Genomic DNA, 17,695 nt, shown 5'->3' on the forward strand with positions numbered 1-17,695 from the left:
TTCGACGAGACTTTGGTTTACCAATAGAGACTTGAACTCTATAATGTCGGGTTTACTTTATCGCGCGCCTGAAGCCCTAATCGCTCTACATGGCGCCATTTTTATCTCCTGAGGTTGTTTTTCTATGTTAAGGATTGCTCAAGAAGCGCTGACTTTTGATGATGTTTTACTGGTTCCGGGGTACTCGGCGGTTACAGCTAAAGATGTCAGCCTGAAAACGCAATTAACGCGAGGTATTGCGTTGAATATACCGTTGCTTTCGGCCGCTATGGATACCGTGACGGAGTCAGGGTTGGCAATCGCGCTGGCTCAGGAAGGTGGAATTGGTATTATCCATAAAAGTATGAGCATTAAACAGCAGGCACGTGAAGTGCGGGCGGTTAAGAAATTTGAGGCGGGTGTGGTACGTGACCCGATTACTATCGATTCGACCGCGACCATTAGCGAGCTAATTACTTTAACGCGAAAGAACAACATCTCGGGTGTTCCTGTTCTTCAGGACGGAGATCTCGTCGGTATCGTAACTGGCCGTGATGTGCGATTTGAAACTAACTTGGACGCGACAGTGGCGAGTATTATGACTCCCCGCTCCCAGTTAGTGACGGTAAAAGAGGGGGCTGATCACGCCGAAGTGCAAGCTCTTTTACATAAGCATCGCATTGAGAAAATACTCGTTGTAAATAACGATTTTGACCTGTGCGGGTTGATCACAGTTAAAGATATGAACAAGGCGGAGACATACCCCAGCGCGTGTAAAGACGTTGATGGAAGTTTGCGCGTGGGAGCCTCGGTAGGCACTAGCCCAGACACAGATGACCGCGTAGCCGCGTTGGTTGAGGCTGGCGTCGATGTTTTGGTTGTCGATACGGCTCATGGACATTCGAAAAACGTGCTTGATCGTGTTCGCTTAATTAAGAAAACCTACCCGCAAGTACAGGTTATCGGCGGTAATATTGCTACGCCAGAAGCGGCTTTAGCATTGGTTGAAGCCGGTGCGGACGGTGTGAAAGTGGGGATAGGCCCCGGGTCTATTTGTACTACACGTATTGTGACCGGCGTAGGTGTTCCGCAAATTTCAGCGATAGCCAATGTTGCCGAAGCACTTAAAGATACTGATATTCCCGTTATTGCCGATGGTGGTATCCGGTTCTCTGGAGATGTATCGAAGGCAATAGTCGCGGGTGCTCACTGCATTATGATGGGTTCTATGTTTGCTGGCACGGAAGAAGCGCCGGGAGAAGTAGAATTGTATCAGGGGCGGACCTATAAATCGTATCGTGGAATGGGTTCACTTGGGGCGATGTCTAAAACTCAAGGCTCCTCAGACCGTTATTTTCAAGATTCTAGCCAAGGTATGGAAAAGTTAGTGCCAGAGGGTATTGAAGGGCGAGTTCCATACAAAGGGCCTCTCAGCGCTATTGTCCATCAGTTGATGGGCGGAGTCCGCGCAGCGATGGGGTATACCGGTTCAATTGATATGCTAGAGATGCGTACTAGGCCCCAATTCGTGCGCGTAACTTCCGCGGGAATGGGTGAAAGTCATGTGCACGACGTGAGCATTACAAAGGAAGCACCTAATTACCCTGTGTCCGGTCGCTAAGCTTCATTTTCACTGCGTTGCCCTAGAAAACATTATGCTATATACCCTACAGCCTATGAGTGTCGCTCATGGGCTGTATTATTTTCATTTCCCCGTTCAGGTGTTGAGCTCTCCATGACCCATGATATTCATTCCCAACGAGTCCTAATTTTAGATTTCGGTTCACAGTACACCCAATTGATTGCACGCCGAGTGCGAGAGATTGGTGTCTTTTCAGAAATACGTGCCTTTGATATGAGTGAGGCAGAGATTCTTGAGTTTGCTCCTAAGGCGATAATCCTTGCCGGCGGTCCAGAATCTGTTACGGAAACGGAATCACCACGAGCGCCCGCTATAGTGTTTACATTGGGTGTTCCTGTACTGGGTATTTGCTATGGCATGCAAACAATGGCTGCTCAGCTGGGAGGCGAGGTTGAGGCGTCTGATGTACGGGAATTTGGCTACGCGCAGGTTAAAATTGAAAGTGAAAATGGATTGTTTCACGATATTAAAGACCATGTAGGTTCGGACGGAAGTGCGCTAATTGATGTTTGGATGAGCCATGGCGATAAAGTGAATCGGATGCCAGAAGGGTTTGCTTTGATGGCCTCGACGGACAGCTGTGCAATAGCCGGTATGTCGAATGAATCTAAAGGTTTTTACGGTATTCAGTTCCATCCAGAAGTAACCCATACGCTGCAAGGCGAACGTATATTTGAGCATTTTGTATTAAAAATTGCAGGATGTGAGCCATTGTGGACGCCCGCCAATATAGTTGAAGACGCAATTGCACGTGTAAAGGCGCAAGTGGGCTCGGACAAAGTGCTTTTGGGGTTGTCTGGCGGCGTCGACTCTTCGGTCGTTGCTGCGCTTTTACATCGCGCTATTGGCGATCAGTTGACCTGTGTTTTTGTCGATAATGGTTTGTTACGCAAAAACGAGGGCGATCAAGTGATGGATATGTTCGCCAAAAACATGGGTGTAAAAGTCATTCGAACACAATCAGAAGAATTGTTTCTCGGAAAGCTAGTAGGCGCTTCAGACCCTGAGCAAAAACGAAAGATTATAGGTAATACCTTTATCGAGGTTTTTGATGAAGAGGCTACAAAACTTAAGGATGTGCGTTGGTTAGCTCAGGGAACAATTTATCCTGATGTTATTGAGTCGGCCGCGTCAAAAACAGGGAAAGCGCATGTAATTAAAAGCCACCATAACGTGGGGGGCTTGCCCGATGATATGAAGATGGAGCTTGTCGAGCCGCTACGCGAGTTATTTAAAGACGAAGTCAGAAAAATTGGCCTCGAGCTTGGGTTACCTTATGACATGGTCTATCGCCATCCTTTTCCTGGGCCTGGATTGGGCGTACGTATTTTGGGCGAAGTCCATAAGAGTTACGCTGATATTCTTCGTGAAGCCGATGCCATTTTTATCGAAGAGCTACATGAGTCAGGTTGGTACCATAAAACTAGTCAAGCCTTTGCGGTATTTTTACCGGTTAAATCAGTGGGTGTGGTTGGCGATGGTCGTCGTTATGAGTGGGTGATAGCGCTTCGTGCAGTAGAGACGGTAGATTTTATGACTGCACGCTGGGCTCATCTCCCCTATGAGTTATTGGAAAAGGTATCGGGCAGAATTATCAATGAAATATCTGGGGTTTCTCGAGTGACTTATGATGTATCGAGCAAGCCGCCGGCGACCATTGAATGGGAATAATTATTATTGCTGTAATGAATAAATACGTTATTTCTTTTTTCATTGCAAACAGCCTCTAAATAGTACCTTTGGTTAAAAAGGGGCTGGCGATTTAGCGTGTGTTTCTATACAGTCAGCGCCTAGAAACGCTAGATGTATTTGAAAGAATTTAGCCGCTAACGGTTAGTATTAGTGTAAGGCCGTTAAATTGTTCCAAGGGTAATGGAGTACTTTTGGATACAAGTAGGCTTTGATTATTAAACAATTACTGGGAGTTTTGAGGGTTCGCAAATGGATTTTGATGCTTGGAACGTAGATTTAGACAATTTGTCCGCTTTCCATATAACTGGATTTCGGATCTCAATCGAGGGTAGCCCTTTGCAGCCGCTCGGTGTATCCCCTAGCCATTTCCCTGAAGGGATGTCGGCCGTTGATCAAGCAAGATTGCTAAGATGTGGAATGAGAGCCATAAAGGTTGCAGCCAAATCAGCCCTAGGCAATAAGAACAATGCCTTCGCGCATAGTTAAATCACACTAAATTTACCGGTTTTATGGTCAGTATTATTACGGTATTTTTATGTTATTCGATATGTCCCCCAGAACCACTAGAGTAGAACCCTGTCAGTCGGGCGTTTTTTGCTCGACGAGTTTGCGGCAAAAATGTTTTATGTTGCTGTAATGCTACATATAAAAAGGCCACCTCTTATTGGAGGTGGCCTTTTTTAGTTCTGCCGATAAAGTAAATGGGTTAATTGGCAGAAGTAGTACGCTCTAAACTATTACCGGTTTACATAACGACCTTTCAAATGCATCAAGGTTTTGTGCTCATCAACGCGCTGTAGTAAATAATCGAATCGCTCGTTAATAACAGATTGGGAATCATCTTGCCCAAGCTCATTCGTATAGGTAGCACCAGCAATTAAGTCACCCAATTCTTTTGTTAGGGCATCCATTGCTGAAAATATTTCTTTTGTGGTTTTGGTGTCTTCAAAAATCCGTTTTTTACCTGTGAGCTGAAAATACTGATCACATTCCACCATCCATTCTTTGCGTTGTATCACGAAGTTTTGGATATTTCTCATTCCGCCTTTATAGCGAGTGTTGAAGTGGTGAGTCTTGTAGTTGTCTAGGCTACTCATGGATGAGGTCATAAAATCCATGCGTGTATCGTCGCAATGTTTCCAAGATAAGTAGGCGGGAAAGGTGACGTTATTGTCTGTCTCTGCTTTTGCTTTCAAGCACTGCTCGTCACATTTGTCGGCGGCGGACGCTAATACCGACAAGAAGAGGGTACAGATCATTACCAGATTTTTCATTTGATTCCACCGTTTGAGCCAAGTTTTATTTAATAGATTTGTATGGCATTCACCTTCATTAAAAGGTCCTATATAACAATTGTCAAGTGTTTGCGACATAGTTCCTTGATGAAAAGAGTATAAACATGAACGAAGGAAGTTGGTAGTGCCAATACGGGTGAAAAATAGTCGTTTTGATGGTTTTTCAGCTTAATCTTTTCTTTAAATTGAAGGCTTATTGATTGCTAGCCACAGTATAGAAGCGTAAGTGATAAGCGACGCCACCAAAAGTATAAAACGGTATATGCTGGCCATTGGGGTTTTGAAGATAATAAAGCCTATTCCAATGTAAAAGAGGATAAGTATTAACTTTAGTGGCAGCCAGTAGACAGCGAAAATAGGGTATCCAAAGCCAATAGCCATCGTTAAACCGCTAAGAAACAAGCCTGTATCATTAATGTGGGGGAGTATTTTAACGAGACGGTGGGTGAGTTTTTGAGGGTAATAAAGTAGCCAATAAACACGTACTATAAGCCCGATTATCGTGAGGCATGCGAACCCTATATGAAGGTGCTTTATGAGCGTTAACACGATTAAAGCTCCTGGCTATGCCCCTAGCGCTTTTTGGATGATAGCGAGTAAATGAGGTGGGTAGGAGAGTTGGAGCGCTGCGGAATGACCGGCCTCAGACATCTTTTTCCATGTTTTTTGGATAATATCAATGAGCTTTTCTTCTGCATGCTTGGCTGCGAAAGGTGCTAGATAATGTTCCAAAAATACCAAGCAAATAATGTCTTCTAGAGCCTGGGTGTCAGGGTCGCGCCTTAGTTGTCGTTTTTGTACCAAAAATTTAACGCGTTCACGTTCTTCTTCAGAGTAGCCATTTCCCGCCATTAATTCTGCTGCTCGAACGGCATGGAACAAGGAAAGCTCGGCTCGCCATTTTTTATAACCCGCTCGTCCTTCGGGGTAATCGCTGCGGGGAGATTTCCATCGTTCAATATGCTGAGCCCTGGCCGCTATTTGTAGTAGTTCAGGTGCATTTGGTGAAAATAGCGCTAGCCGTTCTGACATGCGTTTGCCGTAGAGCCATTCTTTCGCCTCGTTTTTGCCAGACTGAAGATCGAACTCTATGTTGGGGTCGTGCTGGTTAGCCTCGTCAATAAGTGATAAGACGAGGCTTAGGCGGGCATGTTGGTCTGTCATAAGGAGGCGTCTAGATGTTTAGTCGATTGAAATAGATGCGATATTTTTTAAGGCGTCCATATCTGAAATGATCACGTGCTTCTTATCGAGCGTAATGACTTCTTGTTTGTGTAGTCGGCTAAGAACTCGGCTTACAGTTTCGATGGTAAGGCCAAGATAATTACCAATATCTGATCGGGACATCGGTAAATAGAATTCTTTTGCTGAAAGACCTCTGTTGTTGTTTCGAGTAGAGATACTTAATAGCAAGGAAGCAATTCGTTCGTCAGCGCTATTTTTGCTCAATAAGGTTATGAGCTGTTGTTCTTGAGTGATTTCTTTGCTCATTAACTGAAAAAACCGGCGTTGCAAATTAGGTATTTGGGCGCTGAGTTCTTCTAGTCGAGAGAAGGGTATTTCGCACACGGCAGAGGTTTCGAGTGCTATGGCGGAATTGGTGTGGTGGTTGGAGGCAAGGCCATCCATGCCAATCATTTCGCCGGGCAGATAAAAACCGGTCACCTGCTCCTGTCCATCATGCGTCACTCTTACGGTTTTAATTGCGCCGGACCGCAAGGCGTAAACTGACTTAAATACTTCGCCCGCATGGTAGACGTGGTCTGCTTTTTGGACGGGCCGCCCTCTTTGAATGATGTCATCGAGTTTACTGATGTCGTCGACATGTAAGCTGATGGGTAGGCATATTGCCGCTAGGCGGCAATCGGCGCAGTTAACTTGAGGATTATGATGGCACTGGGGGGTAGCAACAGATTGCGGAGGCATATCAGGATCCAAGTATTAGAGGGTATGACCGGTATTATATCGGAAATTTGGTCGCTTGCCTTGCGGTATAGAACTTAAATAGGGTTACAAGTTGAGAGGGCCGGGGTTGACGGGGAGCTGTCCTGCTTTAAGCGCGCTTAAATAGCGCTGCGGGTTACAGAAATTTTGCAGTACCAGCTTTTGTAGATGGGCTTTTCCTTCGGGACCTACGTAAATACAGTTATCTTCCAGTTCGTTTTCTCCATCAAAAATTATAGTGCCCCCTGTCTCCAGCTCTTTGCTGAGTAACTTGGGTTGGTGACCTACAAATATATAATCGGGTGTTACTTGCTTGCGTACGTCGAGTACGTGATCACGTAGGTCGTCGAGGCAGTCTGCATCATGAATTTGTATGCCGATTCCTGAGAAAGCGTACTGGCGTATGAGTTTTGTCGCGACTTTTAACCGAGGTAAGTCTTCTAAGTCTTTTTGGCTTAGAACTATTTGGTAGTGGTTAAAGCCGAGACCTTTCAGTAGCGCCACATGGTCGCTGTCAATTTCGTCAATGAGCGTAGCTACGCGATGGCAGCGGTTATTGGATTCAGCCAGTGAAAAATGCGAGGCCAATGCGTGCATGATTTCAGTAAGTTCGTAAGGCTGCATGTATTTAAAGGGGAAGCACATAAGAAGAGTTTCAACGGATCTGTGACCAATAGCTTCGGACCATAGATTGATCTCCTTGCTGAGTATGTGTCCCGCAGTGTCAGGGCTGCCGAGCTGGCTCAGCGGTAGGCACGTTTCCCCGTTAACGCAGATGCTAATAGGCTTGATGGGTGATCGCCGGAAGTTCTCCAGCAATTGACTCGCTTCGAGTTGCGTCACTTTCGTTTTGCGGCGTTGCAGCGTCGGGTGCTCAGCGATATTGGATGTTGGTAGATTGTTTTGCATGAAAACAGTCTAGTTCTTGCTTCTGTTGGCGTATTGATGGAAATCAACGGTAGTGAATGCAAAGCGTTCTCAATGCTGCCAGATAGGTTCGTCGTTCGGCCGTTTTGAGATTATTGAACGCTAAGGGTTTGGCTCAGTACAATATGCTCGTTCGGCGCCAGCATAATATCGGTGGTACTAGCCGCCTCAAAGCATAGGAATTCGTGCTCGCCGCCGGGGTGAATATCGGCGGTATTGCGGGCTTCTGGGCCTGGATTCCAGAGTACCCAGTGTTGCGAGTGTGATTTTTCGATGGTGATCGAGCGCTCTAGCTGAGTGTCGGTTAGCGTCGTATGCCGGTCGTTATGATAGATGCGGTCGATAGGGCCAACGTATGGTTTATCGCCAGAATCTATCAGGTGTTGGTCGCCGGTAATTTGATCGGTGTATATGGCGTTTGTAATAGACGGAATTTTTATATTACGAGGGTCGCTAACATGGAAATAATTATGGAAGGCATAGGCAAAACAAAGTGGGGCTTCGCTATCGTTGTGAATGGCTAACGTTTGCTCTAAGGTGCGCCCGAATGTTAATGACATTACGATTCGGTTCGGATGCGGCCACGGATTATCGTGGTTGGACAGTGTGAGGCTAAGTGTTAGAGCCGTAGTACCATTGTCCTCTTTGTATTGATCTAGTTGCCATACGCGGTCTCGGGCAAGCCCATGACGACCTTTACCCTCTATAGGGCCAAACCACGGCCAGCAAATAGGAATGCCGCCACGTAATGCCGTTTTCCCGTCGTAATTAGCGGTATCACTCATCCATAAAACCGGCTTATGTCCAGATGGCTGCCAGTGCAGAACGTGCCCTCCAAACAAGGCGACTTCAGCGCTACAGGAGGCATTGTCGACCTGAATAATATCGAGAGCGCCTCTGCGAATAATATGCGGTGTGTCAGTCATGGGTGATTAGACCTTAGTGTGGGAAAAGGATGGGCAGAATTATAAGTGTCGCATCAGCATGGCATAACCGCCATCATCGTTGAGCGATAAGTCGGGTGCCTGGATACGTACGGTATGTCCAGAACCTGGCGCTACCTCAATGGCCGTGCCGTTTATTTTTTCGAGCGTATTAATATTAAACGCGAGGTTACCTTGTGGGGTAATCAGCTCAACGCTGTCACCAATACCAAAGCGATTTTTTACATCAAGGGTTAGCCAGCCAGAAGAGGCGTCGTAGTGCGAGGCTTCAGCAACAAATTGCTGTGCGCTATTATCAGAAACCCCTTTTCCATAATTTTGATATTCGCTTGGTACGTGACGGCGATAGAAGCCTTCCGTGTAGCCCCGGTTAGCGAGGTGTTCTAGCTCTGTCATTAGAGACATGTCAAAGGTTTCGCCCGACTCAGCCGCATCAATCGCTCGACGATAGATTTGAGCGGTGCGAGCTGCGTAGTAATGAGATTTGGTTCGACCTTCAATTTTAAGTGAGCGTACGCCCATCTTAACGAGCCGGTCTACGTGCTGAACGGCGCGAAGATCTTTAGAGTTCATAATGTAGGTGCCGTGCTCGTCTTCGTAAGCGGGCATGTATTCACCGGGTCGGTTTTTTTCCTGCAATAGTACCGGTTGGACTTCATCTGGGGTCCAAGCGGCAGGGGCAGAGTCGACGGCAATAAGGTCACCTGTCTCGGTTTCTTTTGCCTCGTGAGCGTTGTATTCCCAGCGACACGAATTTGTGCAGGCGCCTTGATTGGGGTCTCGGTGCGTCATGTACCCGGAAAGTAAGCAGCGTCCTGAATACGCAATACACAAAGAGCCGTGCACAAATACTTCTAGCTCTACATCCGGGCACTGTTGGCGAATTTCTTCAATTTCATCAATCGAGAGTTCGCGGGACAAAATAACGCGTTCTATTCCTTGATTGGCCCAAAACCGCACAGTGGCATAGTTAACAGCGTTGGCTTGAACGCTAAGGTGTATGGGTTGGTCTGGCCAAGTTTCACGCACCATCATAATTAAGCCTGGGTCCGACATAATTAATGCGTCGGGCTTCATTGCAATGACGGGCTCTAGATCACGCAAATAGGTTCGAACTTTATCGTTGTGCGGCGATAGATTGCTGGCCAGATAAAACTCTTTTCCTTGTTGGTGGGCTTCTTCAATGGCAGAGGCAATATTTTCGATCTTATTAAATTCATTATTGCGCACACGCAAGCTGTAACGAGGTTGGCCGGCATAAACTGCATCGGCACCATAAGCGAAGGCGTAGCGCATGCTTTTTAACGTACCAGCGGGGGACAGTAATTCGGTGCTCATAAAGTGTCCTCAAATATCAATTGCGCGCATTGTAAAGTGTAAACCACAGGATACAAGTGACTATTTCAGTGTCGGGTGTGCCTTGGCTTTTATAGGGGCGTATTAAAAGACGTTAGCTTGATGCGGATTAAGTAGCGCGTTGGCCAATTTTTTCCCGTAATCCAAAACGCGCCTTTCTGTGGGTCGTAAGCAATGCCGTTCAAGACTTTCTCCTTATCGCCACGTAATGCTGGTGGTACAAGTTCGGTTAAATCGAGTATGCCCAATATCTCACCATTGATGGGCGATAGGGCATATATGAGATTGGTTTGCCATTGGTTGGCCCAGAGAACGCCCTGAGCAAACTCTAATTCATTGAGCTTACGGATGGGCTTTTGTGTGACGGGGTGAATGATAGAGAGTGTTTTGAATTGCTCGAACGTTTCAGGGTTGCGAAGTTGGATAGAGTGACTGCCGTCGCTCATAAATAGGTGTGTGTCGTTGTGTGTAAGGCCCCAGCCTTGGCCTTTGTAGGGCAGTGTTTTTTTAACGTTGAGTGTTGCAGGGTCCAGAATGAACAGCAGCCCCGCTCGCCATGTGAGGACGAAAACTTGTTGGTTGAACAGTGTAAGACCTTCGGCGAAAACTTGTTTGGGCAGAGGTTTTTCGCGAAGCAATGCTCCAGAGTCTTTGTGGTAAATACGGACAAGGGAGCGGTTGTAGAGGCCGCTGCTTTCCAAAATGTGGTCGCCATTAATCTCTAGCCCTTGTGTAAACAGCTGAGTGTCGTGGGCTTTCGTATCGAGTAGCTCAAAAGAGAGGGGCGTAATAACCGTGGCATAACCGTTTTGGGCGATGCACATGAGAAAAAGCGTACCTAACAAAGTGTTCGCGAGACATCGCAGACTATTCTGAAGGGTCAAACAAGCAAAGGGAAACATGGGGAATAGCGTGGCTCATGTGATATGAAAGCGCCATTCTACCCAATTGAAGGTCAGCCCGCTGTTTCTTGTGGTATTTCGGGGTCTGTGGAAGTTGTCGGCGATTGTTCGCGGCTAAGCACGTAATCTACTGCGTCGTTTACGGCCTTAGCGACCTTGTCATTCATCTCCTCTAGTTCTGTGGGTGAGAGGAAAAAGGTCATGTCGACATCGTGGCGTACGTAGCGGGGGGGTAGTCTATTAAGAGCAACGCAGGACACATCAGCCATAAACTCTGGGTCACGACCGGCTCTATCGTTGGCGCGCAGTAATTGCTCTATAACTAGATGCTCATAGTAATTATGTACGCTGTCTTGTGCGGAAATTATGTCTCCGCGGTGTCTGCCGGCGCCTAACAGCATTTAACTGCCCTCGTAATCAACCCGTATTATGGGTTAAGTGTAGACGTTTTATTACGGATCAGATCTCGAATTAAGAAGCGGGCAGGGTGTAGTTTTAGGTAAAGGGCTTGGCGTATCGGTAATGCTTCCCCTGCAAGTATGCTGGCGAGCAATTCTGCTGCAAGGGGGCTGTAGGCCAAGCCCCGTGAGCCTAAACCCAATAATGTATAGAGTTGGGGGTAGTAATCGCCAGGGTCTTGAGTGCTCGCGTTAGCGTTATGGCTCAGTGCAGCAAAACGTTCCCGCATGCCATCATAGCGTGGAGCTGGGCCCACTATAGGAAAGTAATCGGGTGTTGTGGTTCGAAAGCCAACGCGCCCGTCAAGCACCATAGTGTTGTCTTCCGATAGGTTAGAAGACACCATCTGGTTTAAGTTATAAAGGTTGGTGGTATGGTCTTGTGCGGTGAGTGCGGTATTGTCATCGTTTAAATTGAAGCTGGCGCCAATACAATGAATACCGGCGTCTGCGGGTGATATATAGCCTTCTCCACACAGTACCGTGTTAAGTGCGCAGAGCGACGCGGGTGCATGTTTAATATGAGTCACCTGCCCGCGTATAGGTTTAAGCGGTAGATGCGCGGTTTGTGTTAGGCGGTTTGCAGCCTTAGCATTGGCGATAACGGCGTTGGCTGCAGAAGCTAAGAGCGTGCCGTTCTTGTCAAAAGCCTGCCAGTGATTGTGTAGGCGCTCCAGTTTCGCGACAGAGCTGTTCGTTACAATCCGGATTTTAGGTGATTTCACCAACGCTTCACATAATGGTGTAGGCGCTAGCCAGCCAGCTTTAGGTACTAATAATCCGGGGTGTTTTACTTTCACGCCAGAGAATGACGAAATGTCGTCTTCTGAACACCAACGGCAAAAATCAGGGCTGTCAGCAAAGGTAGCTGAAAGCTGTTGGTAATACCGCCGTTGCTTGTCAGACATAGCCAAGTGTACAACGCCAGATTGTTCACCGCATTGCCGGAAGTACGATGCTTTTTGAGAGGGTGATGTTCCCGCATAAAACTGGTTCGCGAATACTTGGGCGGCGAGGTTGAACTCACTTAATGGGTCTTGGTGTGGAGAAAGGCGGGTATAGACAACACCCTGTCTGTTGCCTGATGCTTCCTGAGCCAAACGAGTATTTTGTTCTACTAATGTGACATGAAAACCTTTGTTGGCAAGTGCCGCTGCAGCTTGGCAGCCGGCGAGCCCACCGCCTATTATTAAGACTGTTTTCGATGATGAAAAATCATTGGCAGCGGGGCCTACAAGATGCCAAAAATGATGAGCGGCATTGCCTCGTTGGTTCGGTTTAGCGTGTTTGAATTCAGTGTGTCCTTCTTCCGTGTGTTTGGGCTTTGGCTGTTCAAGCTGTGTATCGGTTTGTAGTTGTGAGGCTGCGACAAATTCTCCCGCTAGCATTTGTCGTTTCATGCCGAAGCCAGACATCTTACGAAATGAAAACCCTTCCGCTTTTAAACCGTCTTGGACGCATCTCGCCGATGTAAAGGTCGAGAAAGTAGTCCCTTGCGCACTTAAGCGTGCGATGGCAGCGAATAGTTGTGGTGTCCACATGTCTGGGTTTTTCGACGGAGAGAACCCATCTAAAAACCATGCATCTACGGTAAATGGCTGCTCGGAACCCAGTGCACCAAATTGACACTTACCTGTATGCGGCTTACCAAGTGTTGAGCACGGTAGGAATTGCGAGAGACCTTCGGTGGCATCACCAAAGTACAACGTGAGTACGACGTTACCTTGATCAAAACTAAGCCGGCAACAGCCCTTTATGGGTTGTGGAGGGTATTGGTTGAGTAGCGCTTCGCTTAAGGGGCTTAGCGTGGGCCATAGTGCGAGCGCCCGCCTTATATCGGGAAAGCTAAGGGGGTGTTTTTCAACAGAGATAAAATGAAGTTTTACGCGGTTGTCGCTAGTTGTACAGGGTTTGATGTTGCGCCAGTGTTGCCATGCGATTAAAAAACTTAAACCACTTCCAAACCCGGTTTCTGCAAGGGTAAACGAGGGCTTAGGGTGAGGGCGCTGCCAACGTTCCATGAGTTGATTGTTGTCGATAAATACGTACTGGGTTTCGGCGATGCCGTCGTCGGACGAAAAATAGAAATCATCAAACTGCGTGGATTTAGGTTGTCCGTTGGCATCCCAGTGAAGTTTTGCGACCGAAGGTTGGTGGGTAACGGAGCTGCTCATACTAGAGCCCAAATGCCAGAAGAACCTGCCCACACCATGTATTTATACGGTCGTCGGTTAATCCGAATTCGTTTTCTTCATCGAGGGCCAAGCCCACGAAGTATTGTTCGTCGTCGGTGAGCGCTTTACTGGCTTCGAATTCGTACCCTTGGTTGGGCCACAAACCGACTAACGTAGCGCCTTGTTTCTGCAACTTGTGGTAGAGGAAGCCCATAGCATCCAAAAACCATTCGGGGTAACCCACTTGGTCTCCAAGGCCATAGAGTGCAATGCGTTTACCGTCAAAGTTTAGATCGTCTAACTCATCCCAGATCTCTTCCCAATCTTCTTGTAATTCGCCGTAATCCCAAGTGGGAATACCCATAATAATTCGGTCGTAGTAGAGAGCCGTAGCGATGGGTTCGATAGCGATATTAAAAATATCAACACGATTGTCACCTATGTGTTGGCGAATCTTTTCACCCGCCATTTCGGTGTAACAAGTGGAGCTGCCATAAAACAGCGCAATAGGGGCACGAAGAGAATCAGTCATAAGGGGGTAATGGGCTCGCGGGAAATCACTTTGCAAATCTAGGTAAAGCGCGGCAAACTGCCGGCTCTTAACGGCCCGTATGGTAGTCGTTTGGTCGCTTAAACTCAATTGGAGGTCAACGTGTCGTCAACGATTAAATCTGGTCACTATAGGCATTACAAGGGGGGTGACTATGTGGTAATCGAGGTTGCTAAGCACTCCGAAACGCTAGAACCAATGGTTGTCTATCGGCCACTGTATGGTGAAAAAGGTTTATGGGTAAGGCCGCTCGGCATGTTCTATGAAACGGTTACGGTGCAAACCGAAAACGGCGCGAAAGAGATGTTACGGTTTGAGTATATAGGGGATTGGGCTGGAGACGAGCTAGCATGATCTGGCGTTGTCCGAAGTGTGAATTACCGTTATACGATGCCGAACGCAGTGTCTGTTGTGATAACAACCATCGTTATGATCGAGCCAAACAAGGCTACACCTATTTACTGCTGGCGAATCAGAAAAATAGCCGTAACCCTGGTGACAACGACGAGATGATACAGGCGCGACGGCGTTTTCTTCGAGCGGGTTATTATCAGCCATTAGTTGATGATTTATTAAGTATCGTAAAAACGTATAGTCACAGCGCGGTAGATAAGCGGCTTACGGCACTCGACCTAGGCTGTGGCGAAGGTTATTACCTAGAAGAGGTTGGTCAGTATATTGCTACGAATGTGCCGCATTCCTCGTTGCAGTGTTTTGGTGTGGATGTATCCAAAGATGCTGTAAAGAAGGCGGCCTCGAGCGCCAAGCAACTTCTACACAATCAAAAGGCATTGGACCGGCCTTGGGTTTTTGATTATACGGTGGCGAGTACTTATCATTTACCTGTTATCGACAGTGCCGTCGATATAGCATTAAACGTATTCGCCCCTGTAGCGGTAAACGAGGTAATACGGGTATTAGCGGACAAAGGCATTTTTATTCGGGTCCAGCCTGCAGAGCATCACCTAGATGCCTTAAAACAGGCAATATATGGTGAAGCAAAGCTGCACACATTACATGAGATAGAACCTGAATTTGCCTTGCTGGAGCGAAAACACTGCTCGTTCGCAATAGATTTGCCTACTGCCGAAGCTATCGCCGACCTGCTTGCCATGACGCCTTTACATTGGCATGGAGAACGGGAAGCAAAGCAAGCGTTAATTGAAAAGGGAACGCTAAGCTTACAAGCGGCTTTCGATGTTCAAGTGTTAACCGCAGCCGCTCCTACCGAATGGGTATTGTAGCTAGCCTCTCCATTAAAATTTATTGCCCTTACTTCGAGCCCGCACTATGCCAACCCCCACCGATATTATCTGGATGCAACACGCAATTACGTTAGCCAAGAAAGCGGCGAGCGAAAATGAAGTGCCGGTTGGGGCGGTATTGGTTAGAGATGGAGTGGTGATAGGAGAAGGTTGGAATCGCCCCATTGGTTGTTGTGATCCTACCGCCCATGCCGAAATACAGGCGTTACGTAATAGTGCATCTAACGAAAAAAATTATAGGCTTCCCAATACCACGCTCTATGTGACGATAGAGCCTTGTACAATGTGTTTAGGAGCATTAATTCACAGCCGTGTTTCTCGTGTAGTGTTTGGAGCACTTGAACCAAAAGCGGGAGTTCTTCAGAGTAATCCGGTTTTGTTAGAGGCTGAATTTTTTAATCACATTTTTACATGGGAAGGGGGTGTATGTGAGGTTGAGTGCGCCGAGATTATGCGAGGTTTTTTTTCCCGTCGGCGCGACTATAAAAAGGCCTTAAAAAAGTGCTTAGATGATGGAGAATAAGCGTTACCATAGCGTCTATTCGGGGTGATCGCCGAATAGACACTTAGCTTTTCCTTACAGAGAAGACGTATCATTTTTGGTGCCGGCTATCGCCCGTACCGCATCACTCACAACGGGGCTAAAACTGGCGAACTCAGGAACCGTTGTTTCGTTTAAGGCTAATTGTTGCCCGCGTTCTTTTTGTACTTCATTCCAAGCAATAATTGTTTGGAAGTTACGAATGTTGCGAACGTAATCGACGGGTTCCCAGCCACGGGCATAACCGTGCTTGGTTTGCTTATAGAATTTACGTTTGGCCAACAACGGCAATGCTTCTCGCACATCAGTCCATTTGTCTGGGTCGCCACCTCGTTGTGCGGTTAGAATTCTTGCGTCTTCTAAGTGGCCCAAGCCAACATTGTAGGCGGCCATTGTGAGCCAACTTCTATCGGGATTAGTTATGCGCTCGGGAATTCTGTTGTAAATGCTTTTGAAATATTTGGCTCCGCCAAAAATACTTTGTTTGGGGTCGGTTCTGTTTTTGATACCCACAAAATCTGCTGTATCCCGCGTAAGCATCATAAAACCACGAACACCCGTTGGTGACTTGGCTTTGGGGTTCCAGTGGGATTCTTGATAACTTACCGCTGCTAGAAGCTGCCAATCTAGCTCGTACTTGTCTGCAGCTTCGCGCAACAGTTTTTCCCATTTAGGTAGCCGTGTTTCCATTCGGTTCGCAAACAAAACGGCACCGCCGTAATTGATCTCGCCTAAATGACCGTAGTAGGTTTCTAGAGCATCATCAATGGCACCGTTTTGTTTAATGCTTCTAAAAAACTTTTGTGCTTCTAGAAAAAGGCTGTCGTCTTTATGTGAGGGGAAAGCCCATGCTAGATCTTGAGATTCGCTTAAATTAAAAGCGATTTGGGCATCAGGGTAGAGGTTAGTGTTAATTTTAAATGCATTAGAATCAACAATAGTGAAGTCGATACTACCGTCATGCACCATCTCCATAAGATCGAGCATTTCAACGTCGTGTCGTTCGTTCCATTGTAAGCTAGGGTATTCTTTTTTCAGTTCTCGTAATTTTTCGGCGTGCGAGCTGTTTGCTATTACGAGAATGTTTTTATTTTCCAGGTCAGCAATAGTTGCTGGGCGACTTTCACCTTGGTGATAAACAACTTGTTGGGTAATTTGTAAATATGGCTCGCTAAATTTAACTTTCTGTTTGCGTTTTTCTGTAACGGTTAAGCCTGCAGCAGCGAACGCGCCGGCTTCTGTACCAATGGTGTTAAGCATTACGCCCAAATTTTCGGTTTCTCGAATTTCTAATGTTACGCCTAAGTGTTGGGCGAATTTTTTTGCAATATTATATTCAAAACCGGTAAAACCGTTGGGGCCTTCGTAATACGTTGTGGGGCCATTGCGGGAAATAACAACGAGTTTACCTGTCGCTTTAATTTTTTCTAACGTTGTTGGGATTCGGCTACTTACGAGGCTCGAGCAAAGGCTTACAGTCACAGCAAGCAGCAGCATTGAACGTAGGCCACGTTCAATTAGCTTGTACAGGGATACGGCGTGTAGTTTTGACATAAATTGTTAAAAACTCCGTTGTAGGGTATCCCCAAACGCGTTATAAAATGCCCATAGTTGGTTTTTTGTTATAAGCGGGCATGCTTGTGATTAATATTCAGTCGATTTTACACGCTAGACGTGTGCGCTACTAGCTTGTGCACGTTTTGTTTTTCGTGTAGCTATTGTTCGAATAGTTTAGTCGATGATCGTCTTTCGAATGAACATTAGCGTGAAATTTCATCAGGCATCTTTCCTTCATTGGAAATGCCAATGATGTTTTACGTTAAAATTCACGCATTAGTGTCGGTTAATTTTCCACTTTTTCAGTCGACCGTTTCACTTTCGCGTTTAAGCGTTGCGCGTACGGTTCGTATTTATTATGGGTTCACCTTATTTAAGCGTCTATTCTGACCATAAAGAGGCTAGAAACTCCTGTTGAGTGTTCTTAAGGCCTCCCTATGGAATGGCATATAAAGTACAATGCCTCCGT

At 46.7% G+C, this 17,695-nt stretch carries 17 protein-coding genes; 5 read left to right on the forward strand and 12 right to left on the reverse strand.

What is annotated here, in order from left to right; genetic code table 11:
* Window positions 1–124 precede the first annotated feature (124 nt).
* Together guaB and guaA are read left to right on the forward strand one after the other, a co-directional pair.
* A complete protein-coding gene (guaB, locus tag H5647_RS12835; protein WP_045859054.1) occupies window positions 125–1,600 on the forward strand; it encodes an IMP dehydrogenase in 1,476 nt (491 codons plus the stop codon).
* Between the two features lie 114 nt (window positions 1,601–1,714).
* Window positions 1,715–3,292: a glutamine-hydrolyzing GMP synthase gene (gene guaA / locus H5647_RS12840; protein WP_045859056.1), complete on the forward strand. Its 1,578-nt coding sequence runs from the start codon at window positions 1,715–1,717 to the stop codon at window positions 3,290–3,292.
* Between the two features lie 758 nt (window positions 3,293–4,050).
* Here guaA and H5647_RS12845 read toward each other — a convergent pair.
* From H5647_RS12845 to fldB, 11 genes are all read right to left on the reverse strand, one after another.
* The gene (locus H5647_RS12845) at window positions 4,051–4,587 is read right to left on the reverse strand and encodes a hypothetical protein (protein WP_045861366.1); all 537 of its coding nucleotides are present in this window, start codon (window positions 4,585–4,587) and stop codon (window positions 4,051–4,053) included.
* A gap of 201 nt (window positions 4,588–4,788) precedes the next feature.
* On the reverse strand, window positions 4,789–5,157 hold the full coding sequence (locus H5647_RS22440) for a SirB2 family protein (protein ID WP_052692055.1): 369 nt from the start codon (window positions 5,155–5,157) through the stop codon (window positions 4,789–4,791).
* A gap of 15 nt (window positions 5,158–5,172) precedes the next feature.
* Window positions 5,173–5,772 (reverse strand): DUF4202 domain-containing protein, encoded by a 600-nt coding sequence (locus H5647_RS12855; RefSeq protein ID WP_045859060.1) that lies wholly within the window; start codon window positions 5,770–5,772, stop codon window positions 5,173–5,175.
* A gap of 18 nt (window positions 5,773–5,790) precedes the next feature.
* Window positions 5,791–6,534 (reverse strand): fumarate/nitrate reduction transcriptional regulator Fnr, encoded by a 744-nt coding sequence (fnr, locus tag H5647_RS12860; RefSeq protein WP_045859062.1) that lies wholly within the window; start codon window positions 6,532–6,534, stop codon window positions 5,791–5,793.
* Window positions 6,535–6,618: 84 nt separating this feature from the next.
* Complete coding sequence (locus H5647_RS12865) at window positions 6,619–7,461, reverse strand: hypothetical protein (RefSeq protein WP_045859064.1); 843 nt, start codon at window positions 7,459–7,461, stop codon at window positions 6,619–6,621.
* A gap of 110 nt (window positions 7,462–7,571) precedes the next feature.
* Entirely contained in the window at window positions 7,572–8,405 is an 834-nt protein-coding gene (locus H5647_RS12870) for a D-hexose-6-phosphate mutarotase (protein ID WP_045859065.1), read from the reverse strand.
* A gap of 39 nt (window positions 8,406–8,444) precedes the next feature.
* Window positions 8,445–9,761 carry a prephenate-dependent tRNA uridine(34) hydroxylase TrhP gene (gene trhP / locus H5647_RS12875; RefSeq protein WP_045859067.1) on the reverse strand — a complete coding sequence of 439 codons (1,317 nt, stop codon included), beginning with the start codon at window positions 9,759–9,761 and terminating at the stop codon, window positions 8,445–8,447.
* 89 nt (window positions 9,762–9,850) lie between these two features.
* Window positions 9,851–10,603 carry a glutaminyl-peptide cyclotransferase gene (locus H5647_RS12880; protein WP_045859069.1) on the reverse strand — a complete coding sequence of 251 codons (753 nt, stop codon included), beginning with the start codon at window positions 10,601–10,603 and terminating at the stop codon, window positions 9,851–9,853.
* A gap of 131 nt (window positions 10,604–10,734) precedes the next feature.
* On the reverse strand, window positions 10,735–11,082 hold the full coding sequence (locus H5647_RS12885; RefSeq protein ID WP_045859071.1) for a late competence development ComFB family protein: 348 nt from the start codon (window positions 11,080–11,082) through the stop codon (window positions 10,735–10,737).
* A gap of 26 nt (window positions 11,083–11,108) precedes the next feature.
* Window positions 11,109–13,313 (reverse strand): bifunctional tRNA (5-methylaminomethyl-2-thiouridine)(34)-methyltransferase MnmD/FAD-dependent 5-carboxymethylaminomethyl-2-thiouridine(34) oxidoreductase MnmC, encoded by a 2,205-nt coding sequence (mnmC, locus tag H5647_RS12890; RefSeq protein WP_045859073.1) that lies wholly within the window; start codon window positions 13,311–13,313, stop codon window positions 11,109–11,111.
* A 1-nt stretch (window position 13,314) separates the two neighbouring features.
* The gene (gene fldB / locus H5647_RS12895; protein WP_045861368.1) at window positions 13,315–13,845 is read right to left on the reverse strand and encodes a flavodoxin FldB; all 531 of its coding nucleotides are present in this window, start codon (window positions 13,843–13,845) and stop codon (window positions 13,315–13,317) included.
* A 120-nt stretch (window positions 13,846–13,965) separates the two neighbouring features.
* Here fldB and H5647_RS12900 point away from each other — a divergent pair, with 120 nt between their 5' ends.
* Genes H5647_RS12900 through tadA form a run of 3 tightly spaced genes read left to right on the forward strand, consistent with a single transcriptional unit; the run spans window position 13,966 to window position 15,651 of the window.
* A complete protein-coding gene (locus H5647_RS12900; RefSeq protein WP_200911585.1) occupies window positions 13,966–14,217 on the forward strand; it encodes a DUF1653 domain-containing protein in 252 nt (83 codons plus the stop codon).
* The gene (locus H5647_RS12905; RefSeq protein ID WP_045859076.1) at window positions 14,214–15,107 is read left to right on the forward strand and encodes a putative RNA methyltransferase; all 894 of its coding nucleotides are present in this window, start codon (window positions 14,214–14,216) and stop codon (window positions 15,105–15,107) included. The genes H5647_RS12900 and H5647_RS12905 overlap by 4 nt, the downstream gene beginning before the upstream one ends.
* A gap of 46 nt (window positions 15,108–15,153) precedes the next feature.
* Window positions 15,154–15,651, forward strand: a complete 498-nt coding sequence (tadA, locus tag H5647_RS12910; protein ID WP_045859078.1) for a tRNA adenosine(34) deaminase TadA — start codon at window positions 15,154–15,156, stop codon at window positions 15,649–15,651.
* A gap of 54 nt (window positions 15,652–15,705) precedes the next feature.
* Here tadA and mltF read toward each other — a convergent pair whose 3' ends face one another.
* The gene (mltF, locus tag H5647_RS12915; RefSeq protein ID WP_121495435.1) at window positions 15,706–17,166 is read right to left on the reverse strand and encodes a membrane-bound lytic murein transglycosylase MltF; all 1,461 of its coding nucleotides are present in this window, start codon (window positions 17,164–17,166) and stop codon (window positions 15,706–15,708) included.
* Window positions 17,167–17,695 lie beyond the last annotated feature (529 nt).

The organism is Teredinibacter purpureus, assembly GCF_014217335.1.
Taxonomy (GTDB): domain Bacteria; phylum Pseudomonadota; class Gammaproteobacteria; order Pseudomonadales; family Cellvibrionaceae; genus Teredinibacter; species Teredinibacter purpureus.